Source organism: Sulfurospirillum diekertiae (assembly GCF_002309535.1).
In the GTDB taxonomy this organism is placed as follows: Bacteria; Campylobacterota; Campylobacteria; order Campylobacterales; family Sulfurospirillaceae; genus Sulfurospirillum; species Sulfurospirillum diekertiae.
Genome location: NZ_CP023275.1, coordinates 1 through 25645, shown reverse-complemented (window position 1 = coordinate 25645; position 25645 = coordinate 1). Strand labels below are relative to the sequence as shown.

The 25645-nt window shown below is 38.5% G+C and carries 26 protein-coding genes, 1 tRNA gene and 1 other RNA gene; 9 read left to right on the top strand and 19 right to left on the bottom strand.

Going from position 1 to position 25645, the window contains the following annotated elements:
• Positions 1-8: 8 nt before the first annotated feature.
• The 4 genes from SJPD1_RS00140 to SJPD1_RS00125 all read right to left on the bottom strand — a co-directional run bounded on the left by SJPD1_RS00140 (position 9) and on the right by SJPD1_RS00125 (position 2443).
• Positions 9-854 carry an AraC family transcriptional regulator gene (locus SJPD1_RS00140; RefSeq protein WP_096045427.1) on the bottom strand — a complete coding sequence of 282 codons (846 nt, stop codon included), beginning with the start codon at positions 852-854 and terminating at the stop codon, positions 9-11.
• Positions 855-955: 101 nt separating this feature from the next.
• Positions 956-1378, bottom strand: coding sequence for a DUF3995 domain-containing protein (locus SJPD1_RS00135; RefSeq protein WP_096045426.1), 423 nt, complete (start codon positions 1376-1378; stop codon positions 956-958).
• A gap of 67 nt (positions 1379-1445) precedes the next feature.
• Positions 1446-1880, bottom strand: coding sequence for a GNAT family N-acetyltransferase (locus SJPD1_RS00130; protein WP_096045425.1), 435 nt, complete (start codon positions 1878-1880; stop codon positions 1446-1448).
• Complete coding sequence (locus SJPD1_RS00125; protein WP_096045424.1) at positions 1877-2443, bottom strand: TetR/AcrR family transcriptional regulator; 567 nt, start codon at positions 2441-2443, stop codon at positions 1877-1879. The genes SJPD1_RS00130 and SJPD1_RS00125 overlap by 4 nt, the downstream gene beginning before the upstream one ends.
• A gap of 107 nt (positions 2444-2550) precedes the next feature.
• On the opposite strand from SJPD1_RS00125, the gene SJPD1_RS00120 reads away from it, so the two are divergent.
• The 6 genes from SJPD1_RS00120 to SJPD1_RS00095 all read left to right on the top strand — a co-directional run bounded on the left by SJPD1_RS00120 (position 2551) and on the right by SJPD1_RS00095 (position 7130).
• Positions 2551-3120 carry a cysteine hydrolase family protein gene (locus tag SJPD1_RS00120; protein WP_096045423.1) on the top strand — a complete coding sequence of 190 codons (570 nt, stop codon included), beginning with the start codon at positions 2551-2553 and terminating at the stop codon, positions 3118-3120.
• Positions 3111-3647, top strand: coding sequence for a carboxymuconolactone decarboxylase family protein (locus SJPD1_RS00115; RefSeq protein ID WP_096045422.1), 537 nt, complete (start codon positions 3111-3113; stop codon positions 3645-3647). Before SJPD1_RS00120 ends, SJPD1_RS00115 begins: the two co-directional genes overlap by 10 nt.
• Before the next feature lie 70 nt (positions 3648-3717).
• Positions 3718-5301: an aspartate:alanine exchanger family transporter gene (locus SJPD1_RS00110; RefSeq protein WP_096045421.1), complete on the top strand. Its 1584-nt coding sequence runs from the start codon at positions 3718-3720 to the stop codon at positions 5299-5301.
• Position 5302: 1 nt separating this feature from the next.
• Complete coding sequence (gene cheQ / locus SJPD1_RS00105; protein WP_096045420.1) at positions 5303-5779, top strand: cheVAW transcriptional regulator CheQ; 477 nt, start codon at positions 5303-5305, stop codon at positions 5777-5779.
• Positions 5780-5859: 80 nt separating this feature from the next.
• Positions 5860-6939: a methyl-accepting chemotaxis protein gene (locus tag SJPD1_RS14865; protein ID WP_096045419.1), complete on the top strand. Its 1080-nt coding sequence runs from the start codon at positions 5860-5862 to the stop codon at positions 6937-6939.
• A 103-nt stretch (positions 6940-7042) separates the two neighbouring features.
• A tRNA-Ser gene (locus SJPD1_RS00095) sits at positions 7043-7130 on the top strand.
• 11 nt (positions 7131-7141) lie between these two features.
• Here the strand turns inward: SJPD1_RS00095 and SJPD1_RS15005 are convergent.
• The 4 genes from SJPD1_RS15005 to SJPD1_RS00075 form a co-directional block, all read right to left on the bottom strand.
• Positions 7142-7777 carry a tetratricopeptide repeat protein gene (locus tag SJPD1_RS15005; protein ID WP_096045418.1) on the bottom strand — a complete coding sequence of 212 codons (636 nt, stop codon included), beginning with the start codon at positions 7775-7777 and terminating at the stop codon, positions 7142-7144.
• Positions 7778-7786: 9 nt separating this feature from the next.
• Complete coding sequence (locus SJPD1_RS00085) at positions 7787-8461, bottom strand: hypothetical protein (RefSeq protein WP_096045417.1); 675 nt, start codon at positions 8459-8461, stop codon at positions 7787-7789.
• 127 nt (positions 8462-8588) lie between these two features.
• Positions 8589-9098 (bottom strand): LeuD/DmdB family oxidoreductase small subunit, encoded by a 510-nt coding sequence (locus SJPD1_RS00080; RefSeq protein ID WP_096045416.1) that lies wholly within the window; start codon positions 9096-9098, stop codon positions 8589-8591.
• Positions 9099-9108: 10 nt separating this feature from the next.
• Complete coding sequence (locus SJPD1_RS00075; RefSeq protein ID WP_096045415.1) at positions 9109-10359, bottom strand: 3-isopropylmalate dehydratase large subunit; 1251 nt, start codon at positions 10357-10359, stop codon at positions 9109-9111.
• 235 nt (positions 10360-10594) lie between these two features.
• Here SJPD1_RS00075 and SJPD1_RS00070 point away from each other — a divergent pair, with 235 nt between their 5' ends.
• Positions 10595-11245, top strand: a complete 651-nt coding sequence (locus tag SJPD1_RS00070; protein ID WP_096045414.1) for a GntR family transcriptional regulator — start codon at positions 10595-10597, stop codon at positions 11243-11245.
• 32 nt (positions 11246-11277) lie between these two features.
• Here the strand turns inward: SJPD1_RS00070 and ttdB are convergent, their stop codons facing one another.
• From ttdB to SJPD1_RS00055, 3 genes are read right to left on the bottom strand one after another with little or no spacing between them, the layout of a single operon-like run.
• Entirely contained in the window at positions 11278-11895 is a 618-nt protein-coding gene (gene ttdB / locus SJPD1_RS00065) for a L(+)-tartrate dehydratase subunit beta (protein WP_210394423.1), read from the bottom strand.
• On the bottom strand, positions 11889-12788 hold the full coding sequence (gene ttdA, locus SJPD1_RS00060) for a L(+)-tartrate dehydratase subunit alpha (protein WP_096045412.1): 900 nt from the start codon (positions 12786-12788) through the stop codon (positions 11889-11891). The genes ttdB and ttdA overlap by 7 nt, the downstream gene beginning before the upstream one ends.
• Positions 12789-12816: 28 nt before the next feature.
• On the bottom strand, positions 12817-14226 hold the full coding sequence (locus SJPD1_RS00055; RefSeq protein ID WP_096045411.1) for a DASS family sodium-coupled anion symporter: 1410 nt from the start codon (positions 14224-14226) through the stop codon (positions 12817-12819).
• Between the two features lie 329 nt (positions 14227-14555).
• Here SJPD1_RS00055 and SJPD1_RS00050 point away from each other — a divergent pair, with 329 nt between their 5' ends.
• Positions 14556-15734 (top strand): multidrug effflux MFS transporter, encoded by a 1179-nt coding sequence (locus SJPD1_RS00050; RefSeq protein ID WP_096045410.1) that lies wholly within the window; start codon positions 14556-14558, stop codon positions 15732-15734.
• Here the strand turns inward: SJPD1_RS00050 and mutY are convergent.
• Both mutY and SJPD1_RS00040 read right to left on the bottom strand, forming a co-directional pair.
• Entirely contained in the window at positions 15690-16667 is a 978-nt protein-coding gene (gene mutY, locus SJPD1_RS00045) for an A/G-specific adenine glycosylase (RefSeq protein ID WP_226372212.1), read from the bottom strand. The two genes, SJPD1_RS00050 and mutY, sit on opposite strands and share 45 nt — an antisense overlap.
• Positions 16655-17329, bottom strand: a complete 675-nt coding sequence (locus tag SJPD1_RS00040) for a uracil-DNA glycosylase (RefSeq protein ID WP_096047754.1) — start codon at positions 17327-17329, stop codon at positions 16655-16657. The genes mutY and SJPD1_RS00040 overlap by 13 nt, the downstream gene beginning before the upstream one ends.
• 51 nt (positions 17330-17380) lie before the next feature.
• Here SJPD1_RS00040 and ffs point away from each other — a divergent pair.
• Positions 17381-17478, top strand: an RNA gene (gene ffs / locus SJPD1_RS00035) — signal recognition particle sRNA small type.
• A gap of 19 nt (positions 17479-17497) precedes the next feature.
• On the opposite strand, the gene SJPD1_RS00030 is transcribed toward ffs, so the two are convergent.
• From SJPD1_RS00030 to dnaA, 6 genes are all read right to left on the bottom strand, one after another.
• Positions 17498-18709 (bottom strand): HD domain-containing protein, encoded by a 1212-nt coding sequence (locus SJPD1_RS00030; protein WP_096045408.1) that lies wholly within the window; start codon positions 18707-18709, stop codon positions 17498-17500.
• Positions 18703-19098: a preQ(1) synthase gene (gene queF, locus SJPD1_RS00025; RefSeq protein WP_096045407.1), complete on the bottom strand. Its 396-nt coding sequence runs from the start codon at positions 19096-19098 to the stop codon at positions 18703-18705. The genes SJPD1_RS00030 and queF overlap by 7 nt, the downstream gene beginning before the upstream one ends.
• Positions 19095-20510 (bottom strand): bifunctional diguanylate cyclase/phosphodiesterase, encoded by a 1416-nt coding sequence (locus SJPD1_RS00020; RefSeq protein ID WP_096045406.1) that lies wholly within the window; start codon positions 20508-20510, stop codon positions 19095-19097. The genes queF and SJPD1_RS00020 overlap by 4 nt, the downstream gene beginning before the upstream one ends.
• Positions 20510-22822, bottom strand: a complete 2313-nt coding sequence (gene gyrB / locus SJPD1_RS00015) for a DNA topoisomerase (ATP-hydrolyzing) subunit B (RefSeq protein WP_096045405.1) — start codon at positions 22820-22822, stop codon at positions 20510-20512. Before gyrB ends, SJPD1_RS00020 begins: the two co-directional genes overlap by 1 nt.
• 115 nt (positions 22823-22937) lie before the next feature.
• On the bottom strand, positions 22938-24005 hold the full coding sequence (gene dnaN, locus SJPD1_RS00010) for a DNA polymerase III subunit beta (protein ID WP_096045404.1): 1068 nt from the start codon (positions 24003-24005) through the stop codon (positions 22938-22940).
• Positions 24006-24160: 155 nt separating this feature from the next.
• Complete coding sequence (dnaA, locus tag SJPD1_RS00005) at positions 24161-25486, bottom strand: chromosomal replication initiator protein DnaA (RefSeq protein WP_096045403.1); 1326 nt, start codon at positions 25484-25486, stop codon at positions 24161-24163.
• Positions 25487-25645 lie beyond the last annotated feature (159 nt).

Sequence of the window (25645 nt, the reverse complement as noted above, 5' to 3'; positions counted from 1 at the left end):
ATGTTTTTCTAAACAATCGGCACGTAAATCTCCGTTCGCAAGTTCTCAGGTTTCGTGCGTCTTGGGTCTCGGTTGAGGTACTTCTCAAACACAGGTGCATCACGAAGCCCAACGCCTTCACTCACCACCCAATCCATAATCTGCGCGTAAGTCGCTGTGAGGTTTTCATACGGCCCTTTGTGCAAAAACACTGCACATTTTCCACCATCAAGCACCTTTTTAAAGACTTCACCTTTGACCTCAATGCTTTCATCCTCGCAGGTAATGCACGCATCGTAACGCAGTAAATTTTGCTCGACCAAACTGGGATTATCGTGTCCGATGCCAAAGTGCATCGTCGCTTTACCCATAATATTTTTATGAAACTTCATTCTCTGCTCGTAAGCAAACGCCATCAAGACATTCCACGCTTCACACGAAGAGGTTTCGTAAGCACCCGTTTTTCGCACGTAAAAAACACTCAAAGGTTTAAACTCGACCATAGTAGGTTTTAGCATCACAACTCCTTTTTTTGCTTTCAGCTGAGTTGCGTAGGTACGCGGACTCACGCCGAAGCGGTTTTTGAACGCTTTGCTAAACGAGGCGTTAGTTTCAAACCCGCAGGAGAGCGCTACATCGGTGATCTTAGGTTCGGTTTTTAGCTTCCACGCCGAATACACCAACCTCACCCGAGCGATAAAATCGCCGATATTTTCTCCCGTCACGGCTTTGAAAATGCGATGAAAATGGTACTTTGAAAAGCCCGCCACTTTGGCTAATTCTTCAAGGCTTAGCTCTTTGTCTGCGTTTTGCTCGATGTAAAAAACGACCTTATACACCAAGCGAACATAATCTTCCCTGGTACTTGCTTTCATCGCACCTCTTTTGCTTTGCGTTTGGAGTATTGTAGAAAAAGCGGAAAAATAAAACTACTCCGATATTGCTAAGTTTTCAAGACTGTATAACGTATAGCTCTTTACACTTGATAAGATAAAAGTGCAAATACAATCCCGATAAATAGGGCATAGGGCGAATAAAATTTTGTATCATACAATGCAAAATCCGAAGTTTTTATTTTTTTGAAAAAACCAACAGTATTAAAATCCCCAATAGCACGCACAATAAATATCCCTGATACAATCCATCCAAAATATACTATATACTTACCGTATAAAGTTGAATATAAATCGCCAAAAGAAAGCGCAGATGCAATCCAAGCAAATCCAATTAAAACTATACCTACAACAATGGTCGCAATTTTTCCAGGGTGCAACAAAGGTTTTCCATTGATGGTCGGTATTGACTTATTAAGCCAAACCTTGCCACCCAATGCCCAATAAAAATGTAATACTCCAATGCCTATCAAAGAGACAATAGCAACTATCGTGATAATGTTCATTTTTTTCCTTAATAGATAAAAATATAGAATAATTGCGTATTCAAAACTACTCCAATATCGCTAAATTTTACACCATATACTTTTTAAATCCCTTAAATCCATCAGTTTCATATCCAAGTGATTTATAAAACTCATGAGCATCTACTCTACTTATTGAAGATACGAGCATTATGTAACGGCAATTAGCTTTTAATGCTTCAGCTTCCAAAGCACTCATAAGTGCCCTTCCAACACCTTTACTCCTCGCATGTGTTGCGACGACAACATTTTCTATCACCATGAAAGATTGGCATTCTCCCACTAAGTCAAAGCAAATAATTCCCATAGCTGAGCCGATTAAATCATCCTCTATTTTTGCGCCCAATACACTATAATTTGGATTTGCCATTATAGAGTCCAAACTGGAAGACATTTTGCCAAGATTGCTTTTGGTTCCTATAAACTCCGTAAAAAGCGTTGATAGTTTTGGTAAATCATTTTTTGTAATTCTCACTATTTTCATCGCTTCCCCTCAATATGCTCAATCAACTCCTCTATCACATCGACGTAATCCTGAACGTTCTGTGTCGCTTTTGCCGAAAGTATAGCGCCCTCAATGGTTGAAGTGGTAAAAAGAGCCAGTTTGGTTGTATCGCAGGGTTTCATCTCTCCTACGGTCACCGCTTTGTCGAAAATGGCTTTGACGTTGGTGCGAAATGCACCGTAGATGGACTTCATCAAGGTGTTAAAATCTTCATCGATGTTAGACATCTCTTGCACGACATTGGCAATGGGGCAGCCACGTTGAAAGTCACGCACTGATGTGTCGCGCAGGCGTGTGTAAAACTCTTCCAAAAAGCCGCTGGTGTAGGTTTCGACATAGCTGTATTTTTCTAGATTTTTTTTGAGTATCACTTCTTCGATCGCAGCAAGTGCCATCTCTTTTTTATTGGCGAAGAAGTGGTACATAGAACCTTTGTGAACGCCTGCTTTAGCTAAGATATCGCAGAGTGATGCACCTTGATAGCCGTGCGAAAAAACTTCGTCAAAGGTGGCATTAATAAGCTTATCTCGTGTCGTTTCCATCTCTTTTTCCTTGTGTAATTGAGTTGATTATAGCATATTTTTACATTACTTGACTAAATGGTCAATTTTTGTTAAACTTCACTTGACCAAACAGTCAAGGAGGTTTTATGAAACGTGCTCTTATTGTTGTGGATGTTCAAAATGAGTATTTTGATGGCGGTGCTTTACCGATTAGCTATCCACCCCATAGTTTTGAGCGGATCAAAACAGCCATTTCCGAAGCGCAAAAAGCGGAAATTTTGATCGTTTTTGTGCAACATACCAGCCTTCAAAAAGATGCAGGAGCCTTTGTACGAGGAAGCTACCTATGGGAATTTCACGATGAGCTCAAGAAACTAAAGCCTGGCCTTTATATTGAGAAAAACCATGCGAGCTCTTTTGCAGGAACAGACTTAAACTACAGATTGCGAACTCTTGGTGTCGACACTGTTGCCATCATAGGCTATATGACGCAAAACTGTTGCGACGCCACGGCGCGTGATGCCTCACAACTTGGTTTTAACGTCGAGTTTTTAAGCGATGCCAATGGCACGCTGGCATTTTCCAATGAAGCAGGGGAGGTGAGTGCACAAGAGTTGCACCAAGCTTTTTTAGTCGCGCAAGCATTTGGATTTAGTCGCGTTTTAACGCTTAACGAATGGATACCATTACTTAAAAAGGAAACATCATGCCATTAATCAATACCGTCAAACCCGAAAATGCCACAGGTGAGCTCGCAGAGCTTTATGGAAAAATCACTGCAATGCGCGGACGAGTGAGTAACTCAGCGCAAATCTTTAGTGCAAGTCCAGAGCTGATCAAACAGCAAATGAGTTTCATCGAATATTACATGGTTAAACAAAAAAGCCTTTCGATGCCTTTGCTTGCCTCTATTCGTATGCTTATTTCCGATAAAAACAGCTGTAGCTATTGTGTCGATATGAATGCTTCTATCCTCATCAACATGCTGGGCTGGACCCCTAAAGAAGTGGAAGCAATGCGTGCTGACCCAAAAAGTGCAAAACTTGAGGAGAAAGAAAAAGCAATGCTTCTCTTTGTTCTCAAAGCGGTGCGAACACCACACGACGTTGAAGCCAAAGATGTTCAAATACTTCGTGATCTTGGTTATACCGATGGTGAAATACTCGACGCAACCAATCATGGTGCACGTATGACTGCTGTTGACATCATCTTTGATGCGTTTAAAATCGAGAAAGATTTTTAGTCACATTTGCCTTAAAAGTAACGGCTAATTAAGGTATAATTCGTCTAATTCTTTTAAGGCACACTTTTTTATGATTAATAATGAAATTTTCTATCTTTTTTCCATCATTTCTGTCGGTTATATCTTAGGTAATATCAAAGTCAGAGGCTTTTCTCTGGATGTGACCGCCATGCTTATCGTAGCACTCATCGCAGGGCATTTTGGTATGGTAATCTCTGATGCATTTCAATACTTTGGATTGGCGATTTTTATCTATGCAGTAGGGCTTCAATCTGGTCCTGGTTTCTTCGATACCATCAAGCATGAAGGACTCAAGCTCAATTTAATTGCTACGGCACTTTTAGTCTTGCTCTTTGTCATTATTTTTGGTTTTGGTTACTTTTTTGAGATGCCTAAAACCATCATCGATGGTATTTTTACAGGAGCCCTTACCAGCGTTCCAGCACTTGCGGCAGCTCTTGAGATTAAGCATACACCAACGACTTCTGTTATTTTCGGCCTAGTTTATCCTTTTGGAATTGTGGCAACAGTACTTTTTATTCGTCTACTTCCAGTGCTTTTTCGTGTTGATTTACAAAAAGAGGTTGAAGAGTACGAGTCAAGTCAAAAAGTACGCTTTCCTGACATTTTGACTCGTAACTTTCGCATTACCAATGAAAACTTCAGAAATATCGAAATCAAAAAATCCAAAATAGAGAGCATGACCTCTACGGTCATTGAACGTATGACCTCAGATGGCGCGATTGACCATACCACGGAAGACGTTTCTTTGAGTTTTGGAGATGTTATTAGAGTTGCAGGAACGGAAGAACAACTGGCAAATCTCAGCATCGTTTTGGGTCAAGAGATTGGAGAAGAGCATGAATTCCAAGACAATATGATCGTTCTTAGACTCCTCACCACTTCAAAAGAGATCGTGGGTAAAAAAATCGGTATGATCAAAGAGCTGAAATCTCTTCGTGCGGTGATTACAAAAGTAAGACGTGCAGGTATTGATATTCCTGCATACCCAAGCCTTACCTTGCGTCTTGGTGATAAACTCTACGTTGTTGCACCTAATGCGTATGGTGAAAAAGTGACAAAACTCATTGGTAATGATCTTTTAAAATATCCCGCTGCAGATTTTTTACCTATTTCTTTGGGAGTTGTGTTTGGTATTTTATTAGGAAGCATTCCTCTTTATATCCCAGGTGTAGGCGACATCAAACTCAGCTTTGTTGGTGGTATCTTAATTACCGCCTTAATCCTTGGGCGTCTTGGACGTGTTGGACCAATCGTATGGAATCTTTCACCCCATTCAACGACACTTTTAAAAACGCTTGGTCAACTCATTTTTATCGCAACACTGGGCACGAATGCAGGCAAATACCTCGTTGAGTCACTAGAAAACAATGGCATTTTACCCATCATACTCGCCCTTGGTGCGCTTATTCTCTCTTTGGGTCTTATAACGTTTATATGTCGAAAAATTTTCAAGATGAATTTCTTAGATATTTTAGGTCTACTCTCAGGCGCTATGACCTCTACCCCTTCATTAACGATGGCAAACAACATGACCAAAACAGACTACCCTTCCATCGCTTATGCAGCGGTTTATCCTCTTGGTTTGGTACTGGTTATTGTCCTTGCGCAACTGGGTATGAAGATTATGTAACATGCAGATGGACATCCTGACGCACAATCATTGGCTCAATAATTATGTTTTAAACAAAGAATTTAGCCTCCTTGCAGGAATTTCATCCAATGCCTATCGTTACTGGAAAGATGTTGAAGCCGCGAAATTTGATGATGCAAGGGTAGTATTCCTGCGAAAAGAGAGCATCATTCCTAAATACAAAGAGATTGTTAAACAGTGCACAAATCTTACAGGAATGGTACAATCTCAAGCCTTTTGCAAATATACAGGACTTGCGCCTTCCCATCTCATAGAACACAACAACTCTTGCATCTACAAAGCATTAGAGATTATTGATGTATGTGATATCAAATTGGTCAATCTCCAAAAATTTTACGATGATTTGAAATTAGACTACAACTACCATATCTACATTGAAAAATGTAAGTATTTTGGTCCTTCTCCTTTTGAAAAAAAAATCACGCTTTCGAGTGGGATCTGCGTGGGGTATTATTAACCTAAAACGTTATTGGATTACAACACAAAAGTCACGCTTCTTCGTTATAATGCTTTGTACTTAAACCAAAGGAGAAAATAATGTTTGGCGGACGACGTATAGCAGAATTAGAAACTGAAAATCAGACACTTAAAAACGAACTTGAAACACTCAAGAGCGAAGTCATACGACATGAACAATCTCAACAAAAATCTTTAGAAGAAACTCAGAATGCAACACCTATCAATCAAACTAAAGATGAGCTTTTAACAATTCTACTTGGAAGCTATGAAGATGGTATGAACTTCCTTCAAAATACCATTGAAGAAAGCTTAACGATGCTCAATGAGATTAACACACTCAATAATGCTTCACTTAAAGGGGGAGAAAGTATCGGAATACAAACCAAAGATATTGCCCAATCTCTTGAAAAAGTGCAAGAACTCACGCAAAAATTTACACATGATGTTGAAAACCTCTCAAGCAGTGTTTCTGCCATCAGTGACATTATCAACCTTATTAAAGATATTTCAGACCAAACCAATCTTTTAGCACTCAATGCCGCTATTGAAGCTGCACGTGCAGGAGAACATGGGCGTGGTTTTGCTGTTGTCGCCGATGAGGTGCGTAAACTTGCTGAACGCACCCAAAAAGCAACCCTCGAAGTCGAATCAAACATTAGCATTCTCAAACAGAACACTAACTCTATGGCCGATACTAGTGAAACATTCCAAACGGAATCACGCGCCTCTATGAAAATATTAGAAGCGTTTAGTGGCGAGATTACAACAATGCTTTCAAATTCACAAAGTATTACCAATAAATGTGACAATGTAACCAATGAAATTTCTGTCAGCAATGGTAAAATTGATCATATTCTCCTCAAACTCCAAGGCTACAATGCAGCCCTCTCACAGAAAAAAATTGATATCTTGGGACATACATCATGTCGCTTTGGTAAGTGGTTTGGCAATATTAGCGCTAAACTTAATAACGCCATTGTACAAGAGGTTAGTAACCACCACATTGGTGTTCATGATGGCTTGAAAAAAGCGATTGACGCATTTGCGACACATTCAGACTCACGAGAAGGAATTGAGCTATTTCGCTCTGTCGAAAAATCAAGTAAAATTGGTTTTGAAAAATTGATTGAAGCTTTTAAAAGCATTCGTAAAGAGTAAAACGTAATATGTGCCTAGAAGAAGGATTAATGGCATCAACTCACTTGATGTCATTAATCCTCAAATAAGCACAAAATCGTTATACTTCCACTCTTCCGATCATAGAGAGGTGTCCGAGCGGTTGAAGGAGCACGCCTGGAACGCGTGTGTGGGGCAACTCACCGAGGGTTCGAATCCCTTCCTCTCTGCCATTACCTACTTTTTACTGCATCTCATTTCTAAGTTTTCCATATTTATCACATGCGATTGAGAGATTTTGTTCACAGGCACGTTTGTAAAGTTCGAGTGCTTTATCCAAATTTTTGGCTACTCCTTCACCATTGCGGTACATCACACCCAAATTATAACAGCTCTTTTCATAGCCTTCATCACAGGTTTTTTGGAACAATGAAAGAGCTTTACTGTAATCTTTTTGGACACCTTGCCCTTTGTAGTACATCAGCGCAACGCTGTAACAGCCTCTCGTATGACCACTTTCGCACGATTTATAAAAAAGGGTAAACGCTTTGATGGCATCTTTGGCGACACCTTCTCCTGTGTCATACATGATGCCAAGATTGTAACAACCATCTGAAAAACCGCCATCACATGACTTTGTAAAGAGTGAAACAGCTTTTGCATCATCTTTATCTTTGTAAACGCCAAGCCCTGAGTCGTACATATTGCCAAGGTTATAACACGCTTCGGCATTATCTGCATCGCAACCACTTTGAAAAAATGTAACTGCACTATCGTAGTCACTTTTCTCGTATGCGTTTAATCCATTCATGAGATCATCTGCATACGAAAGAGATGTACAAAGTGTTAAAAAAGATAAAAGGTATAAAAATTTTTTCATGGTAACTCCTTATTTGTATTTTCCTTTATAGGTGATTTCATCAAACAGTAACTCTTCCATCAGCTCAGGGAACGATCGCATTGTTAAAAAAATGGCCATATTTTTCGCAATAAACATTGGGTTATTGGCATTCGTAATAGCTTGAATGAGGGATTCTTGATCGGCTTTGCTGTAATGGTGAATAGAATACATAAAGTCTTTGATATGCTCTTTAGCAACAAGGTCGTTTGAGCGTTTTTGGTACTCTGATTGTAGGGTTTCTAAATTCCAAATAGTTTGGGAGAAAATATCGCGCATGCTTTGACTGGCAAGAAACTCCTCAAACACCAGTTTCATATCAAAATCAATAATAAGGCTTGGTTTAGAATCACCGATAAAATAGATATTATCACGTTTAATCTCGCCACCGTAAATATTTTTCTCTTTATACGCATGGTCAATAAAAACTGCTCTTTTACCAAGGCGCTTCGTCACAGCCTCGCTGCTTTTCAACAGTTTCCATGAAAGTGCTTGATAAGCCTTCGGATCTTTGGTCGTTTTTAAAATAGTTTCTTTGATTGCATCTTGATAGATTTTTTCAACGCTATTTTCACCTATCACTTGATTGTTATCGTTCTTTTTTGTGTCACCGCATCCGCTAAGGAAGCATAAAACGATTAAACATGTCATGATATCTTTTAGCATCAACTGACTCCTTTAAGCTCGTCTTTTCTTCATTGTATAACGGCTTAACTTAAAGCATTAAAAACCAAAAAAGTTAGATATTCAAATCTTTACATGTAAAGGGAGCAGAAGAACCTGCTCCTTCGTTTCAAGCGTGCTTTTGCGCCTCTAATTGGTTTTTAATCAATGGCTTAATCCCACCGCTTTCCAAGATGTGTAACACATATTCAGATAGAGGTTCTGCGGTTGCAATCAAGCCTTTTTCAGAGCGAATCGTGCCACTTTGTAGATTAATACTCAAAGCATCATTCATGTGGATCAGTTTTGAGATATTCGGACAAACCAAAAGAGGAACACCAAGATTAATCGCATTGCGGTAAAAAATGCGCGCAAAAGACTCTGCGATGATCGCACCCACACCCACCGCTTTAAGGGTAATGGCGGCATGTTCACGACTACTGCCACAGCCAAAATTGGTACCCGCAACGATAAAATCGCCTTTTTTCACTTTTTTGGTAAAGTCAGGGTCAGCCCCAAACATCGCGTATTTAGCGACATCTTCCACATCGGTGAACTCCACAAAACGCCCCGGATAAATCTGGTCGGTATCAACATTTTTGCCAAAAACGAAGGCATTGCCACTCAATAATTTTTGCATCTTTTCTCCTTTACATGTAAAGCGTAGGATCGACGATTTCGCCCATCAAAGCCGCTGCAGCAACGGCTGCGGGTGAACCTAGAAAAATCTCCGCTTTGGTGTCGCCCATGCGTCCTGGAAAATTGCGATTGGTGGTTGTGATGCAGGTCTCACCTGAGGCGATCATTCCCTCATGCGTTCCCAAACAGGCGGCACATCCGGGCGTGACAAAGGTCGCTCCCGCTTCGATCAATGTTTTCACATACCCCTTTTCCATCGCCTCAAGCAAAACGCCTTTGGAGGCAGGAACAATGACAAATCGTGTGCGAGAAGCCACTTTTTTGCCTTTGAGAATATGCGCCGCAATACCGATGTCATCCGCCCTGCCACCCGTACATGAGCCCAAATAGGCTTGATCGATGTGGCGACCGATAAATTGGCTCAGATCATAGACATTATCGACACTCGAAGGTGCGGCAAGTTGAGGTTTAAGCTCACGCACATCAAAGCTTACTTCATCGGCATATTTAAAATCAGCGTCGGTATGGTAAATCTCATACGGGCGTGTCACTCTCTCTTTCAAAAACGCCATTGTAATCGCGTCAGGCTGTATGTAGCTGGCTTTGGCGCCCATCTCCGTGCTCATATTGCACAGTGCCATACGTTCTGAGATGCTCAGATGCTCCAACATAGAGCCACCAAATTCAACCGCTTTATACACGGCATAATCCGCTCCAAGTGCGCCAATCGCGTGCAAGATAGCATCTTTGGCATAGACACCTTTGGGTAATTTCCCCTCAAAATTGATCTTAATAATTTCAGGTACCCTAAACCACAATTTTCCTGTCGCTAAAATGATCGCCAAATCGGTCGCTCCCACACCCGTTCCAAACGCTCCAAACGCACCATGTGTTGTCGTGTGAGAGTCCGTGATAACCACAATTTCTCCCGGATACGCCAAACCTTTGTCTGCCAAAACTTGGTGACATACCCCTTGGTCAATGTCCATGAGAAGATCTATGCCTTGATCCCAACAAAACTCCCGAAACTGCTTCTGATTTGCAGCCTGAGTAATCGTGGAAGCAGGGGCATAATGGTCTAAAAACATAATCACCCGACTGGGATCATACACCTTTGTACCACCCATCTCAAAAAAAGAGCGAAGCGTTTGCAAGTAGAGATCATTGATGCCTGCCATATCGACTTCACAGTTGATAATCTCACCTGTTTTAACACTCGCTTTGCCTGCTTTTTTGGCTAATAACTTTTCAATCGCATGCATTCTTTATCCTTTCTTTTTTTCTTTACATGTAAAGGTGAGCGCGTCTTTTTTCTCCAATTTTACTGTTGCATCCAAACAAAAGCAATGCTTTACTTTAATCACTCTTCAAACCTTTACATGTAAAGAAAACTTGTAACATCTTCAAACACTTTGATACCAGTAAAATTAACCACTTTCTTGAAAAGATAGCCTTGTCATGCTATACTAAATAAAACAGTCTATTAAAGAGCATCCTATGATCAATCTTAAAAAAATACAAATGTTACCCGCGCGTGAACAGGTAGCCTCCATACTACGCTCTTCAATCCTTTCTGGTGGTATTAGCAAAGGTCAGTCTATCACGCTGGATAGCGTTGGTGAACAAGTCGGAATGTCTCGTACACCCGTGCGCGAAGCGTTTCAAATCCTTGCGAATGAAGGACTCTTAGAGCTTCGTCAGAACCGTTGCGCCATCGTAAAAGGCATCTCCGAAGAAGCTATTAAAGACCACTACGAGATGCGCATCTTGCTTGAAACAGAAGCACTTCGTAGAGCATGTGAACACATGAATGACGAAACACTCAAAGCGATCCAAAATGTCAACAAACAAGGTCAACGTGCCGAACAAGCGGGCGATACAGAAGCCTATAACCTCGCAAATCAGGCATTTCATATGACCATCTGGGAAGCCGCTGACAGTGAAAAACTCAAATCGTTTCTCTCTCTACTCTGGAATGGTCTCTCCATGAACCGCTTGGTAACGGCGCAAGAGTATGCGGGTATTTCACTCGCAGACCATAACAAAATTGTTGAGCAACTAACGGCAAAAGATTATGCTGGAGCTTGCGAAACGATGCGTCAACATATCATCTACAGCATGAACAGCACTCTTTCTAATTTTAAATAACAAAAAGGCGCTCTATATGCGCCTTACTTTTTCTAACTCTTTGCAATCATCGAAACAATATGCTTTGAAGTCTTCGCAAGTGCTTCGTCTTTTCGCTCATGAAATGTTACTTTATTGGCTTCAAAAAGGTTATTTCCCTCCGCATCAATTGAAATAATCAACGGTCCAAACTCTTTAACTTTGAGGATCCAAAACGCCTCAGGCATTCCAAATTCTGGCCACTCTTTGCCTTCTATTTTTTCCACTTGTTCGGCAGCGACCACACCACACCCTCCTGGGAAAACCGCATGAACCGCCGTGCTCTCTTTACACCCTTCCGCCGTTTTTGCTCCCATTCCGCCTTTTCCAATGACAAGTTTCACACCCGTTTTGGCTAAAAACTCCTTTTCGTAGCGCTCCATGCGCATACTGGTGGTTGGTCCAATGGAAACCATCTCCCAGCCACCTTCAACATCTTTGACAATAGGCCCTGCATGAAAAATAGCAATGCGATCCATCGGAAGTTTGGGCATGATCCCCTCAGCAATAATGCGTCTATGCCCTTCATCTCTACACGTAACAAGCGTTCCACTTAAATAAACAATGTCACCGACTTTGAGTGATTTGATGGCTTCATCTGAAATGGGGGTTGTTAAAATTTTTTTCATAATGTAGCTCCTTTGTGCGAAACAATTTCATAGTTCATGTGTTCATCAAAACGAATCACGCCATGGCGATTTGCCCAACAGCCTATGGTTACACCAACACCAAGAACGGAAGGATGATGTGCCATACCTTCAATATGAACAGCCATGACGCTGTTTTTTCCCGAAATACCTTGAGGTCCTAGTCCTATGTCATTGAGCCCTTTTTCAACCGTCCTTTCCATTTCTGCCGCTTTAGGATGAGGATTATGTGTACCGACAGGGCGGAGCATCGCTTTTTTAGAAAGTAGTGCCGATGAATTAGAACAAGTTCCGATACCGATACCAACAATCAAGGGAGGACACGCATTGATGCCCCAGTTAACAACCGTATCGAAAACAAATTGCATCGCTCCCTCATAACCTGCAAGTGGTGGTAAAACGATACTTCGTCCAGGAAGCGAACAACCGCCGCCCGCTTGATAAACTTCTATCTCTACGTTGGTACTATCATCAACGATTTCCCACGTAATATAAGGAACATCCGTACCAACATTGGTTCCTGTATTGACTTCATCAAAGACTTCAACAGCATTCAAGCGCAGTGGAGCACTTTTGGTAGCAAGAATCGTAGCCTCTTTTAAGATCTCACGTAATTGTCCCAAATAGGGAAATTTAGCACCTGTTCTGACAAAATATTGAATGACTCCCGTATCTTGACAGGTGGGGCGACTGAGCTTTTTCGCTTTATCCATATTTTCAAACATCACATCATAAATGGCTTTAGCCAAAGGTTGTTCTTCCTGAACTCTGAGTTCCTTAAGCTTTGCCATCACATCATCAGGGAGCTCTTTGGAAACTAAATCCACAAACTTTCCTAACGTTTGAGTCATCATCTCTTTTTGATCGAGTACAAACATCGTTATATCCTTTACATGTAAATCATATTTAGAGAAAAATCAAAGCACCGACTAAAAGTACCGCCATGAAAATAGTTGCAAAAATAGCGCCTAATGCCCACCATTTTCCTTGTGAAATATAACCAGCGCCATACCAAATAGGCGAAGGTCCTGTACCATAAGGAGTGATAATTCCCATCAAACCAATCGTACTGGTGAGTAAAATCATAAAAGTCATCAACTGATCAGGAGCAATCAGTTTTGACGCAATCACAATAAAAATAGGCAATAATGCTGTCGTGTGCGCCGTTAAACTGGCAAAAAAGTAGTGCAAAAGAAAGAAGAGCACTATCATCAAGATCATCAACATTGTGGGGCTTAGTCCTGAGAGATAAACTTCAGTCCCTTTGCCCATCCATGCCAAAATACCGACATCTTTAAGCCCTGAGGCTAATGCCACGAGTGTTGCAAACCAGACTAAAATATTCCATGCAGGCTTATTACCAATGACATCATCCCAAGAGACAACATTGGTTAAGACCATCAGTACGGTGATAGAAATCGCGGCTATTGTTGCATCAACATTGAGCTCTTTACCAAAGATCCAAAGGATGAGCGCTAAAAATGCGAATGATCCCATCAAAATTTCTTTTAACGCGATAGTGCCCATCTTTTTTAACTCATCTTTTGCCCATGCAGGCGCTTCAGGAGACTGTTTTTGAGTAGGTGGATAAATCCAATAAACCAAAAGTGGCGTTACAAGGAAAAGTGGCAACATAAGAGGTACCATGATTTTTGCCCACGCACCCCATGTTATGAAAATATTTGCACCTTTTGCGATGAGATCAATGGCAAGAAGATTGGGGGCAAGTGCCGTTAGAAACATGGAGCTTGTCACACAGGTTGCGCTCATCGCTATCCATGTGATGTATGCACCCATTTTACGAGGTTCATGCTCAGGTGTTGAATTGAAAATAATGGGGATGTTAATCGCAATAGGGAAAATGGTTCCTCCTCCTCGCGCCGTATTCGAAGGCATAAAGGGTGCTAATACAAGGTCGGCAAACGCCACCGCATAGCCAAGACCGAGTGAACTTTTACCCATGTAGCGAATCATGATAAGCGATATTCTTTTTCCTAAACCCGTTTTTTGGTAACCCATTGCAAACATAAATGCTGCAAAAATAAGCCAAATCGTGGAATTGGAAAACCCCGAAAGTGCCCATTTGACATTGGCTGCGGGTGTTTTGCCCGCAAGTCCTATTAAAGCCATTAGTGAAACACCTATTAGTCCTACCAATGCGGCAGGAACAGGCTCAATAACAAGTCCAACAATCACAGCTAAAAAGATTGCCATATAATGCCACGCTTGAATAGTAAGCCCTGAGGGAATAGGAGAAAACCAAACGATCAGTAAAACCAAGACAGGAACTAGTATCGAAATGATCCGTTTCGACATTGCAAAACCTCCATATGATAAATTTTTAACATTCATCAAAGACTTTATTATCTAAAAAATAGGAAATAAATCATTGTGAGTAACCTTAATCGTTCAATGTCTGGCACTTACCGTTAGCAAAAAAAGTTTGTTCCAACATATGTAATACTTTATCACATATCATTTATTACAAGATTGTAGATAGAGTCCGCTTAAAAAACTATTAATGTATGGTGATCAAAAGGATTATAATATTAACCGTTTCAAAATATTCTCTTAACTATTAACATAAAATTTAAATTTTTACCCTATAATTTCTATAAAACTATCTACACGAAAGAAAAAAACGCATGTCTAAAGCCCTTACAGAGCGCCAAATCGTCTTAGTCCTTGCGTCTTTATCGGCAATTACTCCTTTGGCGATTGATATGTATTTACCTTCATTCCCAGCCATTGCAACAGACCTTCACACAAGTATCCCCAATGTTGAATTTAGCCTTAGCCTTTACTTTTTTGGTATGGCAATGGGACAGCTTTTGGGTGGGCCCATTTCCGATGCTTACGGCAGACGCCCTATGGTTATGATAGGATTGATTGTTTTTGGAATGAGCAGTTTATTGCTCTCCATTACCAATCAAATCGAAATTTTTTGGATTCTTCGAGCTCTTCAATCTTTTGGAGGAGGTGTTGCCACTGTCAATGTCTCTGCCACCGTACGCGACATGTTTAATGGGAAAGAGAGTGCACGTATTTTTTCATTAATTGCGATGGTCATGCTCATGGCACCACTGTTAGCACCAACGCTTGGCGCATTGGTTCTTAAATTTTTTGAGTGGGAAGCCATCTTTTTAATCCTTGGATTTTACACCCTTTTTGCCCTAATTTTTTATCTATTTCGCTTTCCTGCCATAAAGCAAATACGCACTAAAATTACCCCCATTCAAAACTATAAAACCGTTTTAAGCCACAAACTTGCAATGGTTTTCATTGTTTCACAAATTCTTTGTACCTCTGGTATGTATACCTTTATTACCTCTTCCTCATTCGTTTACATGGAGCATTTTCATGTCAGCGCAAGCCGATTTTCACTTTTTTTCGGTGTTAATGTTTTAATGATGATGATCTTTGGAAGGCTTAATGTTTGGGTTGTGAAGCGAAAAGACCCTTTACAACTCTTACGTTTTGGAGTTATCGTACAAGCCATTGTCGGTATTATGTTATTTGTATTACGTGACGCAGGCCTCTTTGTTATTTTTCCCTTAGTAGGACTCTATGTTGGTATTTTAGGGTTTGTTTTCGGAAATTCTGTCTCATTGACATTGGAATTTTTCCCAAGTATTAGTGCATCAGCCAATGCCATTATTGGTGTTTTACAGTACAGCGTGGGAGCACTCATGGGCTTTATTGCAAGCTCTTTACACGATGATACACTCTTGCCTATCATGGGCGTTATGATGGTGGTCAGTTTGTGTGGTGCGACACTTTTACTTTGGGGTAGCAGGGGTTACATTCCCCATCATGGCGGGTAGATATAAAATCTTTTTATCAACCGTTGATAGAGCCAGTGTTGCAATCTGCTCTGGCGTAAAATAATCATCAACTTTTACATGTAAATCGCATTTCACGACTTCTAACTCCAGCTTAAAATGGCTGTAGGTGTGCGTTACTTTTCCTAAAATTTCTGCATTTTCTGGGCACTCATCCACTTGAATAAATCCCCAAAGGCCATGAAGAAGTCTTTCTTTACGTTGAATGAGCCCCAATTTGCCCTCTTTGAGTGCAACCAAGGCAAAACGTCGCTTGATAGGAACTTTCGCTTTTTTAAGGGATTGTGGATAGTTTTCAGGCGTATCTTTACCTTTACATGTAAAGTTTAGTGGACACTCTAAACAGTTTGGATTTTTGGGCGTACACACGAGTGCTCCAATGTCCATCATTGCTTGGTTATGTTCATAGGGCTGCTTTACATGTAACAGTTCCCACGCCTTTTTCCAAAGCACTTTTTCATCTTTGACGCTGAGTGCAAAATAACGACACAAAACGCGCTTCACATTGGCATCCAAGATTGGGAGTGCTTGATGATACGCAAACGAGCAAATGGCATGTGCCGTACTTTTTCCAATGCCTTTAAGCCCGCCTAATTCTTCGGGTCTTTTGGGTAAAACCCCTTTACATGTAATGGCCGTGTGATGAAGATTACGAGCACGCGTGTAGTAGCCAAGCCCTTCCCACATTTTTAAAACATCATCAAGCGGAGCCTCTGCCACGCTTTTTAACGTTGGAAAGCGCTCTAAAAAGGGAAAGTAAAACCGCTCAAGAACCGTTTTGACTTGGGTTTGTTGCAGCATAATTTCACTGAGATAAATTTTGTAGGCATCAGTAGTTTGGCGCCAGGGAAGATCATGACGACCATTTTTTTGATACCACGCGTAAATCGCCTCTTTTACATTCAAGCTAAGCACCAATTAATCGGTTTTTTGCCGTTACATGTAAGATATTCATTGCTTTTTGAAAAGGGCTTCGAGCCAAAAAATCCACGGTATGAGGAAAGAGGAGAAGGGTGAGGAGCACGTAAAATCAGGTGTTTTTTACCATCAATGAGGCTCGCTTTTGCACCTGCTGGACTGCCCCAAAGAATAAATACCAAATGCTCTTTTTCAGTGCTTAACGTCTTAATCACAGCATCTGTAAAGTTTTCCCAACCTTGTCCGCGGTGTGAATTAGCTTCGCTAGCACGCACGGTTAAAACGGTGTTGAGTAAAAAGACACCTTGCTTTGCCCACGCAGTTAAATTACCATTTTTAGGAATGGTACAACCCAAATCATCTTTAAGCTCTTTAAAAATATTTTGAAGGGATGGCGGATGCTGGATGCCGTCTTGTACAGAGAAAGAGAGCCCATGTGCCTGGCTCGCTCCATGATAAGGATCTTGCCCTAAAATGACCACTTCAACGCTCTCAAAGGGTGTGTTATCAAATGCCGCAAAGATGTTTGCACCACTAGGATAAACAGTATAGTGTGTTTTTTCTTCCACTAAAAAGCTTTTTAAAGCTTCAAAATAGGGCTTTTGAAACTCTTCACGTAAAACATTTTTCCAACTCTCTTCAATTTTTGGGTCTACCATGACTATCCTCTGTATATTTTAAGAATTTTTGGGTAAAATACGCTTCGCCTTCTTCTAGACCTGTGCAATGTCTTTTAAGAGTAACGCTTCAGGGTGGGAACACAGCAGAGCGCTTTTTTTAGGTGTGTGCCGCAGTCATCTGGGAGAGGGTTTTTTTATACCTTTTTTCTAAACTCCCAAATACGTTTCAATTTCCAATGCTAATTCATAAAAATCAACATTTCCTATTTTTCCTTTTTCTTTCAATTTACCGCGAATATGCTCTTTGCCTTGTATTAGTTCTTTGGATCTAACACCATGCGAAATAGAAAGTGTCGCTTCAATAAATGCAGCTAAATTATCGCAATTTTTAAGTGCTTTTCCATCAATGGCATTGTATTTTTCCTCATTGTAGGCTGAAACATCTTCAACCATTTTGATTTCATGCTCATTGATTCGGTTCATAAATTCATCTTTTTGATTGTCCCCGTAAAGTCCAAGAAGGTATTTAAACTCTTTAGTGAGCCCCTCTGGAAGGTAGGGCAATATCTCTTCTTCAATCATCTTAATTTCAAACTCACTGATAATATCATCCAATCCACTGACAGAATATTTAACGGGAGAGATGATGTCACGGGTGAGGGCTTCAGGAAAATCATGAAAAAGAGCACAAAAGAAGTTATTGACCAGACGCCCGTCACACGCTTTGGCTGAAAGAGAGTAAAAATAGCCCAAAATGGCGACAATCAGCATATGACCCAATACAGAAGTTTCAGGAATACGAGGCGTTTGTGCCCAACGCTTTTGAAAACGAAGTCGTCCGCTTAAATCAACAATTTTAGAGATTTTTTTATTCATTGCCATTTTGCGAACACTTATGAGTTCGTAATAATCCTCAATTTCTTCTTCAACCGCCTCTTTCACGCGATCAATATTGTTTAAAAATTGACTGGTTTGATAGACAATGGAAAATTCCCAACGCGTTGCCATATACGAAGCGGCTTTAAGGATAAAACGCTCTTTTTTATACATGGAACTATCATTTAGATAGGTTTTAAAACGCTCGTAAAAAGCACCCTCTTCAATATCGCTGAGTGAATCATAGAGCTGTTCTAAAACCCAAGTATTGATCTCTTTCTCTTTTTTTTGAAGTGCTTTGCGAAAAACATCGGGGCGAATATCGGTGACAACCACGCGACGCAAAAATTCAAAAATGCCCGCTTCAATTAAAGAGCGCATATTAATGCTCTCTTTGGGTTCCATTTTTGCGATCAAATAAGCTATGATAAATTTATGCGCTTGTTTATCAAGTTCCACGAGTTCAACCATGCGTGGATAATCATTCCAACGCTGAATCGATGCAGCCCCAAAAAACTGCTCAATGAGTTTTGGACTTAACATGAACTCTCATTTCGTACTTGTTTTGAATCGATTTCAATGACCGTATGAACGTTACCTCTTGGATTAAAATCAGCAACAACTTTGAGCCATTTTGGCTTGAGTTTACGATCTAGTAAATCATAAATTTCATTAGCACTATTTTCATGGCTAATGTTTCGGTTCATAAAACTGTTAATGTAAAGCTTGATTGCTTTGAGCTCAACAACAAGTTCATCAGGAGTATAGTCAATGTAAATGGTTGCAAAATCGGGATAACCACTGCGTGGGCACAAACAACAAAACTCTGGCAATGTAAGCTTAATCACATAATTTTTTTTATGTTGATTAGGCCAAATTTCTAAGTCTTTTTCAACATCAAATTCTTTAATAATTTGTTCACCGTATTTCATAAAATATCTCCTACTATTTGTTCTAAATTTTTAGGCTTTGAAATACAAAACCCTTGTATATAATCAGGTTTCATCTCTTTCATCTTTTGAAAATATGCCTCTTTATCGACAAATTTTACCATACTTTGTATATGAAGTGTTTGGATGAGTTCTACATAATGTAAAAGAAGTTGTTGGTATTTGGAATCATCTATTTTTTTAGTAAATTCAATGTCAAACTTCACTAAATCAATGGGTAAATGTTTAAGATACTCAAAACTACAGTTATTACCCCCAAAATTACCTAGGGCTATTTTAAACCCGACTTCTTGATAACTCTCTATAATTTCTCTAAACCGGTGCATATTTTCATAACTCTTTTTTTCTGTAAATTCAAGAATAAAGCGATTTGGTGCAATATTCTTTTTTTCAAAAAGTGTTATAAGATAGTGCTTAAAACTGAGATTTCGTAGTGTTACAGGTGAAATTTCAATACTCAAAAGAACTTCTTTTTCCAGTAAAGGTAAAATTTCCTCCACTAGAAGTTCAAAAACTTTTTCATCAAATATTTTTTCATACCCTGTGTGGTTAACAATACGCTGAATCTGTTGTTTGGAAAGCAGTCCATAGGTTTGAGATTCCATACGGGTTAAGACTTCTACTATTTCGATTTTTTCCGTTTCAAGGCTTAAAGAGGGTTGATATTTAAAAAAAAGTTGATGGTATTTAATTGCTTCATCTATAATCATTTGAAATTGATTGAGCTTGATATTTGGCATTATTTCTTCACTCTTTTTTTGTTCTTCTATGAGCATTAAAAGATGTTCTATGATATTTTTTGTATCACTGTCATAGGCAGCACTTAAAAGTGAAAAATCAACTTTTATTTCGATATTCGAAATTCCTACATTTTGAACACTCTTCGTAAAAATAGTTAAAAGATGACGAAGTTCTTTACTTGGATTTTTAATGTAAAACAAAAAACTATCATTGCTATAGCGCCCAATGGAAACATTTTTAAAATGATGTTCTCGTAAAAAAAACTCTAATTTTTGTATAAAATGAAAGAGCAGAATATCTCCATTATGGATACCATAACGCTCATTAATATCACTAAAATTATTTACATGTAAAAAGATAATTGTCGTGTTTTCTCGATCTTTTATGTTTTCGATTTTAGTCATTATTTCCATTCTGGTAAATGTTTTAGTCGTAGGATCAATCAACGTTGTTTGAAATCCATGATAAATCAAATAGACCGTATAATAAACATAAATGGGAATTAACAAAATAAGAAGAATAAAATTGACTGAAGTATAAGGAAAAAGTTGAAATGCGTGAAAAAAAATGCCGATGAGAAGAAGAAAAGGAAAAGCGATTTTAAGAGCTGTAATAAATCGATTTTCTCTCTCCTTAATCTCAGAATAGAGCATTAAACGTCCAAGTGTTTTACATCTTTGGCATGATCTTGAATGTACTGTCGGCGAGGTTCAACTTCATCACCCATAAAGAGGGTAAAGGTGTCACTGGCTGCTTCTGCATCTTCAACCTTAACTTGTAAAAGGCGTCTGTTTTCAGGATTCATAGTTGTTTCCCAAAGTTGTTCTGGATTCATTTCACCAAGACCTTTGTAGCGTTGGATATAAGCACCTTTTTTAGCACTTTTTTCGATTTCATCTAACACTTCAACAGGATCTTTGCCGTCAAACACATCAAAGTCACGTTCTTGTATTTTTGTATAAATGTAACGTGCTTCTTCATAAAGAGGATTGGTATAGAACGTTTCATCTAAAAGAAGTTCTTCTAAACCATCTTTGGTTTGAATAAAGAGATGAATTCCTTCATCATTGATGTAATGATTTAAAATATTGTAACCAAGGTTTGTAATAAATTTTTGAATTTCAACAAATAATCCTTCCGTAGGAAGTACAATCAAATCTGGATTTTCAATTAAATAACGAATTACTTCGATCATAGCAAAACGTTTTTCAAGCTCTTTTAAAATACCTCTATACGCAGAAATAATTTTAAAGTAATCCACTAAATCAGGAGTTCCAACACCTTCAATCGCAATACTATCCATACCTGATTCAATTAAAAAAGCATTCATTTCATGATCATCTTTGAGATAAATCTCTTTTTTACCTTTTTTATAACGGTAAAGTGGTGGCTGCGCTAAATAGACATAACCATTATCTACAATAGGACGCAAAAAGCGGAAAAGGAATGTTAAAAGAAGGGTTTGAATATGGCTACCATCGACGTCCGCATCGGTCATAATAATTAGTTTGTGGTAACGAAGTTTTTCTTCGTTAAATTCATCACCAATACCGCATCCTAAGGCAGTAATCATATTTTTAATTTCATCGGATTTTAAAATTTTGTCTAAACGGCTTTTTTCAACGTTAAGAATTTTACCTTTAAGTGGCAAAATAGCTTGAAAAACCCTGTCACGTCCCTGTTTTGCAGAACCGCCCGCACTATCGCCCTCTACGAGGTAAAGTTCACAAATACTTGGATCTTTACTTTGACAATCTGCCAATTTTCCAGGAAGTGTACCAATGCTCATGGCATCTTTTCTTCGTGTTAGATCACGTGCGTTTTTAGCCGCTTCACGACCACGTGCTGCTGCAAGCGCTTTGTTCATAATCGCTTTGGCTTCAATAGGGTTTTCTTCAAAATATTTAACCAGTTGTTCATAGACCAATTTTTGAACAATGGGTTTAACGTAAGAACTACCCAATTTTCCTTTGGTTTGACCCTCAAATTGAGGTTCAGGTACTTTAACACTGACAATAGCAATCAAACCCTCGCGAACATCATCACCCGTTATTTTGGCATCTTTTTCACGTGCTCCTGCATTTAAAGAGATATAGTTGGTAATAGCACGTGTCAGTCCTGCTCTAAAACCGCTCTCATGGGTTCCACCATCAATGGTTTTAATGTTATTAACAAAAGAGTAGAAAATTTCACTGTAGGTTGAGTTATACATCATCGCAACATCAACTTCAACATCATCAATGCTAGCAGTATAATGAACAGCTTCTGCTACTTTTTCTTTTTTATTGAGATCCATTACAAACTGTTTAATACCACCTTCAAAGTGGTACACTTCAGCACGTCCATCTCTTTGATCTTTAAGTTCAATTCGAATTTTTGGGTTAAGATAAGCAAGCTCTCGGAAACGTGTTGCCAAAATTTCAAATTGAAATTCTGTTGTTTCAAAAATAGTACCATCAGGCCAAAACTCAATCATTGTACCCGTACGATTGGTTGTTTTAACCACACCTAATGGTGTTTGAGGAATACCACATGCAAATTCTTGACGATGCTCATTTCCTTCACGTTTAATCGTAGCAATAAGTTTAGATGAGAGGGCATTTACAACCGAAACACCAACACCGTGTAAACCACCACTCACTTTATAGGTATCTTTATCAAACTTTCCACCTGCATGAAGTACGGTTAAAACAACCGTCGCCGCTGACATATTTTCACCCTCATGCCAACCAACGGGAATACCACGACCATTATCAATAACGATACATGAACCTTCACGTGTAAGTTCCACTTTAATCAGATCACAATAGCCTGCCATTGCTTCATCAATAGAGTTATCAACCACTTCATAAATAAGGTGATGAAGACCATTAATGTTGGTATCACCAATATACATACCTGGACGCTTTCGTACTGCTTCAAGGCCTTTTAAAACTTTAATATTGTCTGCACCGTAAGTACTCATATTTTCTCCACTTCCTATTTTTAATTCTTTGATACGCTTTTAAAGCAAAGCTCTAAAAGCTACGCTAGCGCTGAGTTTACAAAAGCGTAAGCTCACGCACTGTGTGCTTAATTTTTTAAATCATAATTGGCATAACAATGGTCGTAAAATTATCACTTTCTAAAGTGAATGGAAGACCACTGTCATTGAAACCTAGGGTAAAGTTACTATTTTCGATATTAGATAAAAAATCTAAAATATAACGACTGTTAACTGCAAGGTAAATATCACTCTCAAGTCCTGTTTTAAAATCAATTTCTGTTTTTGCTTCAATGTTATCATCATTTAAACTTTCAAAGACGATTTTATCAGGTTTAAAAGTGATTTTAATTTCAGGGGAAATAATAGAAATTTGTTTAATAGATTCCACCATAGATTCACGGTTAAGTAAAATTCGATAGTTTTTATTTTTTGGAATAATGCGTTGATAATCAGGAAATTTTCCGTTGATGAGTTTTGTAAAAAATGTAAAATGGGCTGAACTTGCAATGAGTGTATTTTCATCATAAAAAATTTCAATATTATCAAAAAAAAGTTTTTGAATTTCACTGATAGCTTTTTTAGGAATAATCAATGAAAAATCATGTTCTGTTGGTTGTTCGATTTTCATAATAGCAAGACGTTTCGTATCGGTTGCAACTAAACTGATGCTATTGTCTTTAATATCAATTAATGATCCGTTGAGTTCAAATTTAGGATTGTTACTATCAATAGCAGGAGCTATCTTTTTGATAGAGCGAACAAGCGTATTGCTATTGATGTCAAATTTAGGTTTAGAATCAATTTCAGGGAAAGGAGGAAAATCACTAGGGCTTAGCATTGGAAGTTTAAATTTGGAGCTATTCTGTTTGATGTAGAGGTAATCATTGATTGTTTCTAAAATAACTTCGTCATCTTTTAAACCTTTGATGATATCCAAAAGTTTTTTACCATTAGCGGTTGCATTACCTGCAACACTAATTTTTATTTCAGGAGTATGGTAACTAAGACCGATTTCATAATCAGTTGCTTTTAGTGTAAATTGAGTTTCTTCAGCCATAAGTAAAACATGTGATGTTATTTGACTTAAATCTTTTTTTTCTAAATAGGGTTGTATGTTAAGTAGCATGTTTTCTAAAATACTTTTTTTGATCGAAACTTTCATAGACTCTCCTTTTATTATTTAATTTAAAATAGCTGAAGTAGTAGATTGGGATGAATTTGTGAAAACATCCACATTATATCTCAAACTAGGGACTATTTGCGTGAAAGATTTGGTGTGAGTTTTTCACATCTCGTCACGTTTACCATCAAAACTTTTTATATCTGCTTTGTTAAAATCTTATTTTTAAGATCTTCAACTTTGAGTTTGAAGGACTCATTCGTTTCAATCAGTTCATTAATCTTTTTAATATTGTGTGAAACCGCTGTATGATCTTTCATTCCAAAATAGGTTGCTAAAGATGGCATTGAGTTTGGTGTGAGTGTCCGTGCCAAATAGATACCAATACGTCTAGCTTCTACAATGTTTTTACTACGTTTGGTTGATTTAATTTCGCTAGGCTTAATATTGAGATCTTTTGCAATAATTTGAATAATATCTTCAAGGCTAATATTTTCACGACGCTCTTTAATCTGTTCGCGCATAACATTTTTTGCAAAATCAAGGGTAATTTCTTGACGCATCAGTGATGCATAAGCATTGAGGTTAATAATAGCGCTTTCAATTTCACGAATATTATCGCCCATGTTGGCTGCAATGTAATTAACAATATCACTGTTAAGATTAATACCATCTAGTTCACATTTCTTTTTGATAATGGCAATTTTGGTTTCCAATTCTGGCAAACCAATATCGGCAATCAAACCCCATTCAAAACGGCTTTTTAAACGATCTTCTAAGCCATTAATCATTTTAGGTGGTTTATCGGATGTTAAAACAATTTGTTTACCCGCAGAGTGAAGTTCATTAAAGGTGTGAAAAAACTCTTCTTGTGTTTGAATTTTATTGGATAAAAATTGGGTATCATCAATGAGTAAAACATCGCAATTACGGTATTTTTCACGAAATCTGTCCATGGATTGGTTTCGAAGATTGTAGGTAAAGTCATTCATGAACTGTTCAATCGTAGCGTAAATGACAATTTTACCTTTTGCTTGAGCATAATTACCAATAGCATGAATAAGGTGTGTTTTACCAAGTCCTGTAGGTCCATAAATAAAAACAGGATTGTACATCACACCTGGTTTTTCCGCAATGGATTTAGCAGCTGTATAGGCATATTGGTTTGAACTTCCTACCACAAAGCTATCAAAGGTGTAGGATGGATTTAAAATGGTGTTTTTAGTATTTTTAATGGCATCGATTATTTCGATAGGGGTTGTTTTTACTTTTGTTGTTTTAAGATGTTCTTTAAGAACAATTTTGATTTCAGACTTTTTACCTGTTTTGAGTTCAAAGAGATGGGCAATTTTATCGGCATATTTGGTTCTAACCCAATTAGCAATCAAAATATTAGGGGCAAGAAAGACCATTTGATCCGAATTAGAGGCCTTTTCATGGAATTTTAGTTGTTTAATATAGCGATCATATTCTAAAGAAGCGATTTCTCCTTTTAAAAGTTCTATGACGGTATCTGCTAACAAAAACGCTCCTTAAAAAAGTCTTCACCCTGTGAATATCATGTGAATAAGTTTGATTTATTTTATCTAAACTATTATTAGTTATATGTTAAAGCGGGTATGGGTATAATGTGAAAAAAGTTATTCACCCTGTGAACAAAGCTGTGAATAAAGGACAAAAAA

Coding starts and splice junctions, on each gene's coding strand:
- SJPD1_RS00070 (WP_096045414.1), top strand. CDS start 10,595: ATGATCAATCTTAAAAAAATACAAATGTTACCCGCGCGTGAACAGGTA.
- SJPD1_RS00110 (WP_096045421.1), top strand. CDS start 3,718: ATGATTAATAATGAAATTTTCTATCTTTTTTCCATCATTTCTGTCGGT.
- SJPD1_RS15005 (WP_096045418.1), bottom strand. CDS start 7,777: ATGAAAAAATTTTTATACCTTTTATCTTTTTTAACACTTTGTACATCT.
- SJPD1_RS14865 (WP_096045419.1), top strand. CDS start 5,860: ATGTTTGGCGGACGACGTATAGCAGAATTAGAAACTGAAAATCAGACA.
- SJPD1_RS00130 (WP_096045425.1), bottom strand. CDS start 1,880: ATGAAAATAGTGAGAATTACAAAAAATGATTTACCAAAACTATCAACG.
- SJPD1_RS00030 (WP_096045408.1), bottom strand. CDS start 18,709: ATGTTAAGTCCAAAACTCATTGAGCAGTTTTTTGGGGCTGCATCGATT.
- SJPD1_RS00050 (WP_096045410.1), top strand. CDS start 14,556: ATGTCTAAAGCCCTTACAGAGCGCCAAATCGTCTTAGTCCTTGCGTCT.
- SJPD1_RS00075 (WP_096045415.1), bottom strand. CDS start 10,359: ATGCATGCGATTGAAAAGTTATTAGCCAAAAAAGCAGGCAAAGCGAGT.
- SJPD1_RS00080 (WP_096045416.1), bottom strand. CDS start 9,098: ATGCAAAAATTATTGAGTGGCAATGCCTTCGTTTTTGGCAAAAATGTT.
- SJPD1_RS00135 (WP_096045426.1), bottom strand. CDS start 1,378: ATGAACATTATCACGATAGTTGCTATTGTCTCTTTGATAGGCATTGGA.
- gyrB (WP_096045405.1), bottom strand. CDS start 22,822: ATGAGTACTTACGGTGCAGACAATATTAAAGTTTTAAAAGGCCTTGAA.
- queF (WP_096045407.1), bottom strand. CDS start 19,098: ATGAAATACGGTGAACAAATTATTAAAGAATTTGATGTTGAAAAAGAC.
- SJPD1_RS00115 (WP_096045422.1), top strand. CDS start 3,111: ATGCCATTAATCAATACCGTCAAACCCGAAAATGCCACAGGTGAGCTC.
- SJPD1_RS00085 (WP_096045417.1), bottom strand. CDS start 8,461: ATGCTAAAAGATATCATGACATGTTTAATCGTTTTATGCTTCCTTAGC.
- SJPD1_RS00055 (WP_096045411.1), bottom strand. CDS start 14,226: ATGTCGAAACGGATCATTTCGATACTAGTTCCTGTCTTGGTTTTACTG.
- SJPD1_RS00140 (WP_096045427.1), bottom strand. CDS start 854: ATGAAAGCAAGTACCAGGGAAGATTATGTTCGCTTGGTGTATAAGGTC.
- SJPD1_RS00020 (WP_096045406.1), bottom strand. CDS start 20,510: ATGCTCTATTCTGAGATTAAGGAGAGAGAAAATCGATTTATTACAGCT.
- SJPD1_RS00125 (WP_096045424.1), bottom strand. CDS start 2,443: ATGGAAACGACACGAGATAAGCTTATTAATGCCACCTTTGACGAAGTT.
- ttdA (WP_096045412.1), bottom strand. CDS start 12,788: ATGTTTGTACTCGATCAAAAAGAGATGATGACTCAAACGTTAGGAAAG.
- SJPD1_RS00120 (WP_096045423.1), top strand. CDS start 2,551: ATGAAACGTGCTCTTATTGTTGTGGATGTTCAAAATGAGTATTTTGAT.
- cheQ (WP_096045420.1), top strand. CDS start 5,303: ATGCAGATGGACATCCTGACGCACAATCATTGGCTCAATAATTATGTT.
- dnaN (WP_096045404.1), bottom strand. CDS start 24,005: ATGAAAGTTTCGATCAAAAAAAGTATTTTAGAAAACATGCTACTTAAC.
- SJPD1_RS00040 (WP_096047754.1), bottom strand. CDS start 17,329: ATGGTAGACCCAAAAATTGAAGAGAGTTGGAAAAATGTTTTACGTGAA.